Source organism: Bdellovibrio sp. HCB-110 (assembly GCF_047323225.1).
Classification (GTDB): Bacteria; Bdellovibrionota; Bdellovibrionia; order Bdellovibrionales; family Bdellovibrionaceae; genus Bdellovibrio.
The window spans coordinates 1,292,307-1,305,920 of the sequence record NZ_CP178750.1; the positions used below are offsets into that span (position 1 = coordinate 1,292,307).

General features: G+C 45.1%; 14 protein-coding genes. 8 read left to right on the plus strand and 6 right to left on the minus strand.

Going from position 1 to position 13,614, the window contains the following annotated elements:
- Positions 1-138: 138 nt before the first annotated feature.
- Positions 139-1,056 (plus strand): LysR substrate-binding domain-containing protein, encoded by a 918-nt coding sequence (locus ACL934_RS06140; protein ID WP_374078851.1) that lies wholly within the window; start codon positions 139-141, stop codon positions 1,054-1,056.
- Here the strand turns inward: ACL934_RS06140 and ACL934_RS06145 are convergent.
- Positions 1,053-2,156: a competence/damage-inducible protein A gene (locus ACL934_RS06145; protein WP_374078853.1), complete on the minus strand. Its 1,104-nt coding sequence runs from the start codon at positions 2,154-2,156 to the stop codon at positions 1,053-1,055. The two genes, ACL934_RS06140 and ACL934_RS06145, sit on opposite strands and share 4 nt — an antisense overlap.
- Positions 2,157-2,337: 181 nt before the next feature.
- Here ACL934_RS06145 and ACL934_RS06150 point away from each other — a divergent pair, with 181 nt between their 5' ends.
- Entirely contained in the window at positions 2,338-3,546 is a 1,209-nt protein-coding gene (locus ACL934_RS06150) for an acyl-CoA dehydrogenase family protein (RefSeq protein ID WP_374078855.1), read from the plus strand.
- A 6-nt stretch (positions 3,547-3,552) separates the two neighbouring features.
- Positions 3,553-4,269: a TrmH family RNA methyltransferase gene (locus ACL934_RS06155; RefSeq protein ID WP_374078857.1), complete on the plus strand. Its 717-nt coding sequence runs from the start codon at positions 3,553-3,555 to the stop codon at positions 4,267-4,269.
- Positions 4,270-4,283: 14 nt separating this feature from the next.
- Here the strand turns inward: ACL934_RS06155 and ACL934_RS06160 are convergent, their stop codons facing one another.
- Complete coding sequence (locus tag ACL934_RS06160; protein WP_374078858.1) at positions 4,284-4,898, minus strand: hypothetical protein; 615 nt, start codon at positions 4,896-4,898, stop codon at positions 4,284-4,286.
- Positions 4,899-4,999: 101 nt separating this feature from the next.
- Between ACL934_RS06160 and ACL934_RS06165 the strand changes: the two genes are divergently transcribed.
- Positions 5,000-5,881 carry a tyrosine-protein phosphatase gene (locus ACL934_RS06165; RefSeq protein WP_374078860.1) on the plus strand — a complete coding sequence of 294 codons (882 nt, stop codon included), beginning with the start codon at positions 5,000-5,002 and terminating at the stop codon, positions 5,879-5,881.
- Positions 5,881-6,300: a hypothetical protein gene (locus ACL934_RS06170; RefSeq protein WP_413613220.1), complete on the plus strand. Its 420-nt coding sequence runs from the start codon at positions 5,881-5,883 to the stop codon at positions 6,298-6,300. The genes ACL934_RS06165 and ACL934_RS06170 overlap by 1 nt, the downstream gene beginning before the upstream one ends.
- Here ACL934_RS06170 and ACL934_RS06175 read toward each other — a convergent pair.
- Positions 6,297-7,862 (minus strand): class I SAM-dependent methyltransferase, encoded by a 1,566-nt coding sequence (locus ACL934_RS06175; RefSeq protein WP_413613221.1) that lies wholly within the window; start codon positions 7,860-7,862, stop codon positions 6,297-6,299. The two genes, ACL934_RS06170 and ACL934_RS06175, sit on opposite strands and share 4 nt — an antisense overlap.
- Positions 7,863-8,052: 190 nt before the next feature.
- On the opposite strand from ACL934_RS06175, the gene ACL934_RS06180 reads away from it, so the two are divergent.
- Genes ACL934_RS06180 through ACL934_RS06190 form a run of 3 tightly spaced genes read left to right on the plus strand, consistent with a single transcriptional unit; the run spans position 8,053 to position 10,077 of the window.
- Positions 8,053-8,637 carry a LemA family protein gene (locus ACL934_RS06180; protein ID WP_374078868.1) on the plus strand — a complete coding sequence of 195 codons (585 nt, stop codon included), beginning with the start codon at positions 8,053-8,055 and terminating at the stop codon, positions 8,635-8,637.
- A 22-nt stretch (positions 8,638-8,659) separates the two neighbouring features.
- A complete protein-coding gene (locus tag ACL934_RS06185; RefSeq protein ID WP_374078871.1) occupies positions 8,660-9,400 on the plus strand; it encodes a TPM domain-containing protein in 741 nt (246 codons plus the stop codon).
- A gap of 32 nt (positions 9,401-9,432) precedes the next feature.
- Positions 9,433-10,077 (plus strand): TPM domain-containing protein, encoded by a 645-nt coding sequence (locus ACL934_RS06190; protein WP_374078874.1) that lies wholly within the window; start codon positions 9,433-9,435, stop codon positions 10,075-10,077.
- A gap of 74 nt (positions 10,078-10,151) precedes the next feature.
- On the opposite strand, the gene ACL934_RS06195 is transcribed toward ACL934_RS06190, so the two are convergent.
- The 3 genes from ACL934_RS06195 to ACL934_RS06205 are packed head-to-tail and all read right to left on the minus strand — an operon-like array spanning position 10,152 to position 13,613.
- A complete protein-coding gene (locus ACL934_RS06195; RefSeq protein WP_374078877.1) occupies positions 10,152-11,114 on the minus strand; it encodes an ROK family protein in 963 nt (320 codons plus the stop codon).
- Positions 11,115-11,117: 3 nt separating this feature from the next.
- Complete coding sequence (locus tag ACL934_RS06200) at positions 11,118-12,560, minus strand: alpha-amylase (RefSeq protein ID WP_374078879.1); 1,443 nt, start codon at positions 12,558-12,560, stop codon at positions 11,118-11,120.
- 9 nt (positions 12,561-12,569) lie between these two features.
- Positions 12,570-13,613 (minus strand): ABC transporter ATP-binding protein, encoded by a 1,044-nt coding sequence (locus ACL934_RS06205; RefSeq protein ID WP_374080444.1) that lies wholly within the window; start codon positions 13,611-13,613, stop codon positions 12,570-12,572.
- Position 13,614: the final 1 nt, after the last annotated feature.

The following is a 13,614-nucleotide window of genomic DNA, read 5'->3' on the forward strand; positions in this document are numbered from 1 at the left end:
GTAACGTGAATGTCCAGACTAGGTATTTTTTCATAAGTTTGTTCCTTCTGTTGCCCTCTATATTGCACCCATTTCAATAATGTGTAAAAATCATTGCTTTCATATGAGCTATTCATTTTGCTCATATATGGAGACGCTATGGCCACTCAGTTGGATTTGAATTTACTCCTTGTTGCTGACAGTCTTTATCGCCACTTGAATGTCTCTAAGGCGGCAAAAGAGATGAATCTCAGCCAGTCTGCTGTCAGTCATGCTCTGGCCCGTTTGCGTGAACATTTTAAGGACCCTCTCTTTGTTCGAGTCTCGAAGGGGATGGCGGCGACCGATGTCGCAAAGTCCTTGCGAAAAGATATCGAAGAGCTGACGGAAAAAGCGCGAGCCCTTTCTCAAAAAGGGGCCCAGTTTGATCCAAAAACGGCGCAGGGGCGTCTGACGATTGGAACGACAGACTATATTGAAATTCTTCTTATGCCGCGAATCTTAGAACGACTTCGTACGGAAGCGCCGCAAGTGCAAGTGTCCATTCGACCTACGTTGGGAGCTTTACCGAAAGAGGAGTTAGAGTCGGGGCAGTTTGATATTGCCATTGCCGGATTTTATAAGAATATTCCCGAGGGATTTTTCCAAACGAAACTTTTTGAGGACTCTTTTTCGACGGCGTATCGCAAAGGACATCCATTTGAAAGGAAGGGTCTAAGTGTTGCCGAGTTTTACAAGAGCGATCATGCTCTGATCACTTTGCAAGGGGACTTTAAAGATCGCTTACAAAGAAAATTTCAGGGAAAAATTCAGAGCCGAAATTTTGCTTATGGATCTTTTAGCTTTACCGGAATGGCATGGACTTTGGCCGATTCAGATCTTGTGTTAACTGCCCCCACTCTTTTATTAGAAAAGTACAAAAAATACTTTCCCATCCATTTGCAAAAACCACCTGTTGAAATTCCACCCCTTGAGATTCGTATGTTTTGGCATTCGGTCACTCATCATGACCCTTTTAAAAAGTGGTTCCGCTCTCTATTCAAAGAAGAATGCGAGAGATTGGCGGCCCGTCGCTAGTGCAAATTCTTAAGCCAAAAAATCAACGCCATTTCCGCAAAGTATTGATGGCGGCGTTCACGCATGTTCGCTGTTTTGTAAGGGCCTGTGACGTAGTCTTTCACTTTGCGCCCTCGATATTCCAGACTCACTTCGCAACTGTGTTCGTCTTTTGGGAGAACGTGTAGATGAAGGTCCGCAGGACTTTTGACTTTGCGACTTTTTGAAAAACTCCAAGACTGCTCGGTCATAAATCCGCGCAGTACGGGCATCAAACGATTCATAAGGAATTGTCCAGTGACCTCGTCAATCACGCAGATGGAGGGGATTGTCTTTAAAGACTCTGCAAAAAGTTCCGCAGCATCATCTCCGTCCCGGGCAATCGTGCAGAATTGCAGGGCCTCTGTGAGTTTAGCAACAGCGGGTTCCATTTCTTTTTCTTGGGATTTGAAAAACGAAAGTTTTACTTCCACATAGGGAAGATGAACGCGGTAACCTTTTTCAACCGTCACACCTTGAAGAGTGTCTTCGACAATCACAGCGACGTCGGATTCTCCGACTCCTATCGTGTCCCAAATGCGGGTGATGTAGGGATCAAGACCTTGAGTGTTTTCTTTAATCCACTCCGCGATCGCATCTTCCCACACGGCTTCAATTTCACGGGGAGGTCCCGGAAGGACAAAAACTTTTTTACCATGGGCTTCTAGGTAAAAAGCATTGGCGGTTCCTTGAGAATTAAAAAGAACTTTGGCACCTTTGGGAAAATAACACTGTTGGCGTTGAATATCTTTAACGACATAACCTCGCGATGTGAGGCGGTCGTTCACATGTTGCCAGGACGTTTCATCAAACTCCAGAGGCACTCCCGCCCATTCCGTGACGATGTCGCGGGTGAAGTCATCCGACGTGGGACCTAAGCCTCCGGTGATAAAAAGAAGATCGCCGTGGTTTGCGCAAAACTCCACACCTTCTCTCATCAATTTTCTTTCATCGGGCACCACCAAATGGGTCGTCGTTGTCAGGCCTGCCGCTTTGAGTTTTTTGGAAATCCATGAGGCGTTTTTATTGACGATTTGACCGTCGGTGAGTTCAGTGCCGATGCCTAGAATTGCGGCTTTCATTGTGAGAAATCTCCATATAGATTGGCCTTCAAAGTATGCGAGCTCTGGATCTGCGTCCAGAATCTTCCATCAGGTCTCTGATAATTGGCATATATGCATCGCATTATCGTGGTCAAAAACTTGCCCCTAGAGCACTCTCTCAATAGATTCACGCGTTGAGCAAATAGAGGAGTTTTTACTTATGTCTTCCAACTGGAAAGAGTTCGATCTTTACAATCCGACACCTGAACACGCGATGCTTCGTGAAACTGTGAAAGCGTTCACAGAAGCCGAAGTTGAACCGCAAGCTCATGAGTTTGATCGCTCTGAAAAATTCAATCTCGCTCTTTTCAAAAAAGTCGGCGAACTAGGTCTTTTGGGAATCACGGTTCCTGAACAATTCGGTGGCGCCGGAATGGATGCGACAGCCGCGGCGATTGTGCATGAAGAGTTGTCGGCTTCAGATCCAGGTTTCTGCTTGGCTTATCTTGCGCACTCGATGCTTTGTGTGAACAACATCGCGGTGAATGGAAGTGATGAACAACGTCACCGTGTTTTACCAAAGCTTTGCTCTGGTGAGTGGGTGGGCTCTATGGCGATGTCAGAACCTGCTGTGGGTACTGACGTTTTGGGTATGCAATCTAAAGCCGTAAAAACGGGCAATGAATACATTTTGAACGGCCGTAAAATGTGGATCACCAACGGCACGGTTGATGAAAACAACACACCTTGCGATCTTGTTTTGGTTTACGCAAAAACAGGCGAAAAGCACGGGCGCGCTCTTGTTTCTACATTCCTCGTGGAAAAAGATCACAAAGGTTTTGAAGTCGGTCAAAAAATCAAAGACAAGTTGGGAATGCGCGGATCGAACACGGCAGAGTTGGTTTTTCAAGACTGCCATATTCCTGCAGGCAATTTGATTGGTCATGAAGGAGATTCTATGCTCCACATGATGAGAAACTTGGAAATCGAGCGTCTGACTTTGGCTGCCATGAGCTTGGGTATTGCTCGTCGCTCTATCGAAATCATGAATCGTTACGCGACAGAGCGTGAAGCTTTCGGAAAATCTTTGAACCACTTTGGTCAAGTTCAACGCTACATCGCTGACAGCTATGCTGAATACAAAGCAGCACGTGCTTACGTTTACGAAACAGCTCGTCGCATGGATTTGAACAAAGAAGGAAACCGTTTGGATTCAGACGGTGTAAAACTTGTGGCAACAACAATGGGCAAAAACGTCGCGGACCGCGCGATCCAAGTTTTGGGTGGTTACGGTTATGTGGGCGAATATGTTGTTGAAAGGCTTTGGAGAGACGCGAAGTTGTTAGAAATCGGTGGCGGTACTTTGGAAGCGCACCAAAAGAATATCACTCGCGACTTGGCTAAAAATCCTGAGTCACTCTACAAGTAGGTATCAATGTTTCCATACGGCTCAGAGCTTGAGATCAACGCCAATTTAAAAGTTCACTATCAACTGGTTCTTGAGAAGATTGGGCCGCTTTTAACAGAAGAACGCCGGGAAAAAATCAAACGAGTCGTGGCGCTGAGGAATTTCGACACGGCCGTTGTCCTTGAAGGTATTTATGATCGCGGCAATATTTCTGCCGTGATGAGAAGTGCTGAAGGTTTGGGATTCGGCAATTTTCACGTCATTGAAACTCAGGAAAAATTCAAAGAAGCCAACCGTGTCACCCAAGGGGCTGACAAGTGGGTGGAAGTTCAAAAATGGAAAAAGACCCCAGAATGTGTGAAAGCTTTGAAAGCTCAAGGCTACAAAATCTGCGTCACACACTTGGATGCAAAATCAAAACCTCTTCATGAAATTGATTTTTCTGGCAAGGTCGCTCTTGTTTTAGGAAATGAAAAAGACGGCGTGAGCCCTGAGATGATCGCAGCCGCTGATGAAAGCATCATCATTCCAATGACGGGCTTTGTGCAGAGTTTTAATATCTCCGTGGCAGGGGCTTTGAGCCTTTACCATATTTCTCAAGATCGTTTAAAACGCCTAGGCACGAATGCTTCTTTAACAGAAGAAGAACAGGGCATTCTGCGCGCGCACTATTACATGCGCACACAAGATTCAGCGATTCAATACTTAGAAGAAATGTTCGCACGCGGAACTTTGAAAGCTTAAAAGTAAGTCCGTACCTATTTAGCTCCTTTTTGGTAGGAACCTTTAGAGCCTTTTTTGCGAACTAATTTTTCATAGAACGCCACTTGTTTGTCGATGCTCTTTTGCATTTCTGCGGAGTCGACTTTGCGGCAGGCGTTCAAAGATTCAATAGTGCCTTCCGGATCGTATTTGTTTTGATACTCACTCGTCACACTGTTCATTTGTCGGATCAGTTCTTTTTTTAGAAGATCGAGGCTAGCCTTATCAAGTTGTGAGCTCGGAGTTTCCGCTTTGGCTTTTTGCTCTTTGCTAACATCCTCAAACGACACATTTCCCAAAGTGCCGTCATTTTGAAAATTCATCACGCGGTAAAAAGGCTTCTTCTTTTCCTCAAGATGAACGACCAAAGTTTTTCCTGCATACGCGTGCGGGAGAGTTCCGATGGACTCGTCAGTCATAAAATAAATCTTTTTTCCCGAGATCAGTGTGAAAGGTGTTGCGGAATCCGTAACAAGTTTGAACGTGCGTGCATCTGCTTTTCCATCAAGAGCTTCATGACAGCGAATGAGGTTGTTTAATTCTTGGGAGGCCCAGGCAGGAAGAGCAGCGACAAAACCCAAACATACAAGAACAAGAGCTGTTTTTTTCATATACTTTAAGGGTAAACGGGATTTGTCGAGTCTACGAGTCTAGATTGAAGTGTTGTCCTAGAGCCGAAATTCCACTACGCTTTATATGTAAAGGAGCTGCTATGAAAAAGACATCTTTGATAATCTCCTTGGTGATCCTTGCGGGGTGTGCAGAAAAAGTTCTTACTGACGGGAACAAGGAAACCACTGAAAACGTCGCCAAACCTTCCTTTTTTATGACTAAGCCCCAACCCACGGAACCTGTGGAGTTGGTTTTCGATAAGAAGTATGCGGGGAACGCGGTTAATTATCGTAAAAATGACGAGCTGAAAATGTCCGGAAGCGCGACTTTAGGCCCGAAGTCTCTCAAAGAAATCGCCAAGCCCGTTAAAAAGAATAAAAAGATGGTTTTATACGTTTTTGATCTTCGCCAAGAATCTCATGGTCTGATCAACGATCAGCCGGTGACTTGGCAGGCGGATCGCGACTGGGCTAATGCGGATTTGAATCATGATGAAGCCATTCGCAGAGAGCGTCGCCAATTGGGTGATCTTCGTGTTGGTGAGCGCATCAACGGCACTGAAATCAAAAGCATTGAAACGGAAGAAAGCATGGTTCGCAGCAGTGGACATCAGTATGTGCGTCTCACGGTGACGGATCATGTTCGACCGGTGGATTCAGAAGTAGATCGTTTTATTGAAGCGATTCGCACCATGCCGGAAAATGCGTGGATTCACTTTCACTGTCGCGCGGGAAAAGGTCGCACAACGACGTTCATGGTTCTTTATGATATGCTAGTGAATGCGCGGTATCTTCCGTTTGATGACATCATCAATAGAAACACCAAGCTCAGTAATGACTATGACGTCTTAACGGTTGGCGATCCTAAAGATTGGAAGTATCCTTATCAAAAAGAACGCGCGGATTTTGTGCGTGCATTTTACGAATACGCCAAAGAAAATCCTCGCGGTGAAAAGAAACTTTGGTCTGAGTGGGTGCGATAATGAAAAAAAACTTGAGTGTTGTTTTCGTAGTTTTGATGCTCGCAGCTTGTGCGACAAAGCCTAAGTCCAATGACGCGGGCTGGGATGATTTTAAAAACTCGAAGTCTGCGACCTCGGCAAAAAAATCAGAGAAAGCTTCGGCAGAACCTGCAAAGCCCTCTAGCATTGTGGTGGATTCTAAAGACTTACAATCTCTAGAGAAGATGACAAAGGCCATCGAGGCTTATGTTTTAAAAGGTGAGAAAAAACAATTCACGTCTTTATGTAAAGACAAACGCTTTGATTGTTTCGTGGATGACAAAACTTATCCAAAAAGCAAAAAGAAAATCGCACGCAAAGTGCCTCCCTATGCCAGCGGCTCTAAGATGGGCCTGCAAGGGGAAACACGTGTCCACGTTAAATACGATTTTTATCCTTAGTTTTTACGAAGGATAATGGATTTCATCAAGGGCTCCTGATCGGGGAGCTCAAAATCCAAACCCTGTGCCGGAGCCGGCAGAATCTTGAATGAAAAATCTTTTTTTAGCTTGTTCAACCTGAGATGCAGATCTCCCGTTGTCCACTTTTCGTAGTTCGTACAGAAAAGCAAAAGACCATTTTTTTCCAAGCAGTACATGCAATTGATCATCAGCTCATCAAAGTTTTTACTGATAGAAAAAACGCCGCTCTTAGAACGACCAAAGGAAGGCGGATCACAGATGATCAGACCGAATTTTCTTTTGCGACGGATGGTGCCTTTTAAGAAAAGCAAACAGTCCTGCACCCAGAACTCGTGATTGTCGTGTTCCGGATCAAGGCCGTTCAATTCAAAATTGCGTTTGCTCCAGTCGATAAAGTTTTGTGATACGTCGACAGTGCAAACTTCTTGAGCGCCCGCGAGAGCGGACACGACACTAAAGCCGCTCGTGTAAGAAAAAAGATTTAAAACACGGCGATCTTGTGCGTGTTCTTTCACCCAAAGGCGGTTTTCTCTTTGATCCAAGAAAAGCCCCGGAGAAAGCCCCGTGTCGCTGCGAAGTTCGTAGATCACGCCATTTTCTTTAGCGGTCCAACGAGGAGACGTGTTGCCGATATTCCAAAGAATTTCTGCATTGGGATCTTCGCCCCGATTGAGCATCTTGCGTACGAGGATTTTCTTTTGATGTTTTTTAGCAAGCTTCTCAAAGCGCAAAAGATCTTGAACTGTTGGGTCTGATTCTTTGTACCAATAAACCCAGAGGTATTCGCCATATTGATCAATACGATAAGTATCGAGTTCACGATGACTTAGGCGCAATGATTCGTCTTTGAGTTCCGAAAACTTGTACATGCGCTCACGGCGTTGAAAAGCTTCTGCCAAAATTAAGTCTTCAACTTGAGAAGGGTCTTCGCTTTGCGCCCAGGCTGGAATATCTGTTTCAAAATGGATTTTTTGCCCACGCAGTTCAAATGACAAAGACAAAGAGTGCAAACACAGGCGGAAGTAAGGACTTCCATTGTGATCGTTGTCTCCGAGGATTGGCATGCCATTGGCTTCAGCGTGCAGGCGAATTTGATGAGGTTTCCCCGAGTGCGGAACTGCTTCCCATAGTTCGTAGTCGCCCAAACTTTTAAGCCATTTAAAACTCGTTTTAGAATTCGGTTCTTTGCTGACGCTGCTGACGAAAGCGTTCTTCTCTTTGACGATTAAAGATTCGTAAGTGAATTCTTTTTGCGAGATTTTTTTATCAGTGAGAAAAAGGTACTTCTTACCAACCTTATGTTGTTCAAAGAGCTGAGTGATTTCAGTCGCAAGTTCCGGTGAGGTTGGGAACACCAAAGCACCCGAAGTGGCTTTGTCCAACCGGTGAACGACATAAAGTTTGCGATCCAGTTCTTCTTCATAAACTTCGACACAACCTCGTTGCCCGTACTCTGGAGTATGGGTGTTAATGCCAGCAATCTTGTCAATAAAGATGCAGCCGGCTAATTCGGTATGTCGGAGCTTAATCACACGTGTCATCTGGCTACTATAATCTGGTTTTCATTGAGGGTCACTGCCATATTCGCTACAAATAGAGCCTGGACCTTGCCCCTTCAGACAGTCCTCGCTCGATATTGTCGGGTGATAGCTGCCGCAGTTGTTATGTGGCTCGCTGCGGAACTCGGGTCAAGATCCAGGCTCTATTTGCAGCGAATAACGGAGGTCTCTCTTGAAAAATCTTATAGTAGCTCTTTTTGTGTTTCCTTTTTTGGTGGGTTGCGGGATTCAGTCTTTGCCTCAGGGTAAGAATAGTACTGAGGCGGCTTTGGCTGAGGTTAATAACCAGTACAAACGTCGGGCTGATTTGATTCCTAATCTTGTTAATGTTGTTAAAGGGTATGCGAAGCATGAGCAGGAGACTTTAACGGCGGTGACGGAGGCGCGTGCTAAGGCTACGGCTACTCAGATTGATCCGGCGAAGGTGACTCCTGAGCAGTTGGCTAAGTTTCAGCAGGCGCAATCGGGCTTGTCTCAAGCTTTGGGTCGTTTGATGGTTGTTACAGAGAAATATCCTGATTTGAAAGCGGATCAAAACTTCCGTGATCTTCAGGCGCAATTGGAAGGCACAGAGAATCGTATTACGATTGCTCGTCAGCGTTATATTGAATCTATCAAAGAGTTCAATAACCTTGTGACGGTTCCGCCTACTAGCTGGACGAACTCGATCATGTATCACTTCGAAAAAATGCCTCAGTGGGATATGACAGCGGAAGAAAAAGCCCAAGCTGAAAAAGCTCCTGAAGTGAAATTCTAATTTTTGTGAGAATTTCTAGCTAATGCGTTTTTTGGTCCTTTCCTTCTTTTTATTTTTTACCAGTCTGAGTGTTTTCGCTCAGACTGAGTTTAAACCTCCTGCTCTCACGGGACCCGTGATTGATGAAGTTGGTTTTTTGACACGTTCGGATCGTCAGGAGTTGATGCAACTTCTTTATGACTTCAACCGTCGTGGCACAGCTCAAGTGCAAGTTTTGATTGTTCCGGATCTTCAAGGGATTCCGATTGAACAAGCTTCTATTCAAATCACTGACAAGTGGCAGTTAGGTGATAAAAAGAAAGACAACGGAGTTCTCTTCCTGATTTCTGCTCAAGAGCGTGCGATGCGCATTGAAGTGGGACAGGGACTTGAAGGGGCCATTCCTGATATCACGGCAAAACGTATTATCAGTGACCAAGTTATTCCTATGTTTCGTGCGAAACAGTATTCCGGCGGAATCGTTGTCGGCGTTCACGAGATTCTACGTTTGGCGGATAAAGAGTTCGCCGATCAAAACAATCTGAAAGAACAGGAATCCGGTGGTGGCGACATTCCGGTCTTTGTCATCATTGCACTTTTGATCATCATTTCTATTCTTGGTCGCTTCGGTGGCGGACGTGGAAGATACTATCGCGGCGGCGGAGGCTGGGGCGGTGGTGGAACCTTTGGCGGAGGAGGATGGTCTTCCGGCGGAGGAAGCGGTGGCGGCTGGTCCGGCGGTGGTGGAGGCTTCAGCGGCGGCGGCGCTTCTGGAAATTGGTGACGGCCTTAATTCTCGGTAGGGAGTTTTTTTAAATGGCATGGATTAATAAGTATCTTTCTGAGGAAGATTTGAAAAAGATTGAGGGCACGATTTCTCGTGTTGAAGAGTCTACTTCGGGAGAGATTGTTCCTGTCATTGTTAAACGATCTTCGACAGTGGGGCATGTGCCGCTCACTTTGACTTTGCTGATCACGCTTTTGATTGTGATTGCGGAGCTGCCGTTTAGTGATTGGTTGTGGGTGACTCCTTGGGTTTACCTCTGGCCTGTGCTTTTGGTGGCGATTTATTATTTCTCGCACTTCTTGGGAAAGATTCATTGGGTTCAAAAGATTTTGGTTCCTGAAAAGGATGAACTTGATCAAGTTCATCAACGAGCTCACTTAGAGTTTTATACCAATCGTATTCACCGCACAGAACATGGAACAGGCGTTCTGATTTTTGTTTCTGTGATGGAGAAAAAAGCCGTTGTTCTGGCAGACGAGGGAATCTCTGCAAAACTTCCTAAGGAAACTTGGGATCAGATTTTAGCGCAACTCGGGCAAAATCTTCATAATGGAGAATGGGCTCAAGGTTTTGTGAAAGCCATCGAAAATTGCGGTGAGCACCTAAAGACGCATTTTCCTATGACGTCTTCTCGACAAAACCAACTTAAAAATCATCTCGTTGTGAAAGACTAGGTACGGACTTACTTTTGGTAGCGCACTGGCGTTAGACGCACCCGCGCTACCAAAAGTAAGTCCGTACCTCTGAATTATTTCTTTAAAGCTAAATAAGGCAAATAACCTGCGCCAAGAACACCGGCGTGATTTTTTGTTTTCGCGATTTCAATTTTACACTCAAACGCCGGATTCATTTGTTGAATCATCTTTTTGTAGTGCATCTTCATGTCGTTAAAATAAAGATTTTTGATCTTAATCAAACCACCACTTAAAAAGATGCGTTCTAAGTTGTAACCGATAGAAAGATTGTAACAAAGGCACGCCAAGGCCCAAGACATCTCTTTAAAAAGAACATCGTATTTGGCGTCTTTGGCTTCAATAAGTTCTTCGACGGAAGTTCCTGTAAAACCCATTTCTTTGGCTCTTCTTAATAAACCAGTGCCTGAAGCAACACCTTCCACAGTACAGTGGTGAAGTAGTTCTGGATGCGCTTGAAGTTTTTTAAAATCAACGATGGTGTGACCGTATTCAGAGCCCATTCCACGACTCTGTGCGGGGAATCCATTAAAGATCACTCCAGATCCAACACCTGTTCCCACGCTGACGACTGCGAATGAATCCATACCACGGCCACCACCCACCCAACCTTCAGCGAGAGCTGCGGCTGTGGCGTCATGTTGAAAATGCACTTTGGTTTTAAAACCGCGAGACTGAACTTCTTTTTGAACCAGATCGCGAATCGGAACGATCTTCCAACCTGGATAGTTCACGGGATTGACGAGTTTTCCTTCTTCCGCATTCAAAGGACCTGCACTGGCAAGGCCAATGCCTAAAAAGTTTTTTCCTGTCGTTTCTTTGGGAAAACGTTTTTTGAAATCCATGGCGATATCCGCCATCAAGCTGATCACGCGTTTTTGAGTTTGTGTCGCAGACTTTTCGCGCTTCATATCCACGGGGACTTTGATGAAATCCAGCATCTCGCCTTTGTTGTCGAGCAAAGCTGCCGCTAGTTTTGTACCACCAAGATCAAAGCCAATTGTGTAGGTTTTTTTCATAGATTATTTTTTTCTAAACTTTGCTGAAGAAGTCTTAAGAAGAACCAATGCTGACATCGGAGATATTTTTGCCTTTAAAATTCCACGAGCATTCACTTCGACAGTTTCCGCACAGGATTTATCACGTAAATTATACGAGCCACCCACGATATTGCAGTATTCACCTGCGGGAAGCGAAGTCGAAAATTCTTTGGTCAGTGATTGATTGGAGTAGTTTAAAACTACAAACCCTAAAGAACCGCGACCAAACGCGATCTGATCACGACCATTTGTCCACCAGTCATTGACGAAGAAAGCTTGATCCGTCTGATTGCGGAACTGCACCATCGCTGCCACTTCCGGAAGACGATGTTCGCACGTCCAAGGTGCCAGACAATTTCCACCACCATCAAAAACCGGAGAGGACTTAAGTTCATTTGTTAACGGAGGCCCGTCGTCGAAGTTATTAAACTTAAATCCAGAATAGAGCTGAGGATAACCAAAAGGCCATGCCAGCATAAAAACTTGCGCCAGACGGTAAAGACGTTGATCCGCATTATTGTAACTTAAAATTTCCGGGTCACCGTGACGTTCAAGATCGTGGTTCGTCACAAAGACGATGGAGTCTTTGCTTTCAGGAAAGGGCTCTGAAATTTTATTAAGAGCTTCTGGGTTTTTATGTTTGATCCCACGTGAAAGCATACGGGGATAGTCGTATGCCATAACATCGCCATACGGAAGATATTCGCTGTATTGAATCGGCCCGTTGGGATCATAGATCACTTCGTGATAGATATAGGCTGAGCGTTTGAGTTTTGCATAGATAGCAACCAGGTCCGCAGCCGGGATATGTTTTGCAGCATCAATGCGAAATCCCGTCACTCCCAAGTCCAAAAGGTGATTGAGATAATCAGCAATGCGACTTCTTACCGAATTTGACTCTGTCGCAAGATCCGCGAGATCAACAAGTTCACAGTTTTGAACTTCATAGCGGTTGGAATAATCAACAATGTTGTCGTTGCCATTTCTTCCGCAATGATGAAAGTCGTTAGGGGAATACAATCCTGGATAGTTGTAGTGCGTGAATGAAGTTCCACCAAATCCGGTGCCGCCAGGAATTCCCGTCATATGATTGATCACAGCATCAGCGTAAACGTCGACGCCGGCTTTTTTACAGCGACGAACCATGGACGCGAATTCAGCTTCGTTACCACTGCGAGAATTTAAATTGTAACTGACAACTTGATAGCGCTCCCACCAAGGAGATTTTTGCCACATGATATGTTCATGAGGCGGGGAGACTTGAACAGCAGAAAATCCAGAAGGACCTAAATACGTTTCGCATTCATTAGCGATGTCGTTCCAACTCCACTCAAAGAGCTGAACAAATACCGTGCGCGGAGCTCCATGAGCTTGAACCGAAAGCAAGAAACTCAAGATGATCAGCAACCGAGTCCCAACGGACATGAAGTCTCCTTAAACGCGCTTATTAAGTCCCGATTTTTTATCAAACAGGTGGGCCTTTGTCAGGTCGATCTTCAGTTGGACCTTTTCGTCCTTGGAAAAATTATAAGAAGAATCGACAAGGATTCTGACACTTTGACCCTCTAAAGACCCGTGAAGCATTTGTTGTCCTCCGAGATTTTCAGAAAGTTCAATTTGATAAGATCCCAATTCCAATTCATTAGCTTCCAAAGCCCCATTAACGATTTTAAAGGCCTCTGGGCGGACTCCTAAAATTCCTTCGCCTTGCTGAGCTTCAGGCCATGGGAGTTTTTTCACCAGATTCCCTTCAATAAAGTTCATTTCCGGAGACCCAATAAAACTCGCAATAAAAAGGTTCTTAGGACGATGATAGATTTCTGACGGTGTCCCCACTTGTTCAATGACACCATCTTTAAGAACCGCAATGCGATCCCCCATGGTGGTCGCTTCCATTTGATCGTGAGTCACATAGATCATTGTCGACTTTAAATTTTGATGGAGACGCTTGATCTCAACACGCATCTGACTGCGTAAGTGGGCATCCAAATTTGAAAGAGGCTCGTCAAAAAGCACCATGGAAGTTTGGCGGGCCAAAGCTCGCCCCAAAGCCACACGCTGACGTTGACCGCCGGAAAGTTCTTTGGGTTTTCTTTCTAAGAGATGAGAAATCTGCAAAAGATCCGCGATTTCCTGCACACGTTTTTTAATTTCATCCGGAGATTTCTTTTGCAACTTTAAAGCAAAACCCATGTTCTGCGCGACATTCATATGAGGGTAAAGAGCGTAGTTTTGAAAAACCATGGCGATGTCGCGGTCCTGAGGTTCTGCCTTCGCAATGGATTTTCCATTCACTTGAATATCGCCGCCATCCAAGGTCTCAAGTCCTGCAAGAGTTCTTAGTAAAGTCGACTTTCCGCAACCCGACGGGCCGACCAGAACCAGAAACTCGCCACTTGCGATGCTCAGATCAATATTCTTGAGAATTTGCGAAGCTCCGAAACTCTTAGAGCATTTTGAAAATTCAATTGTCGCCATC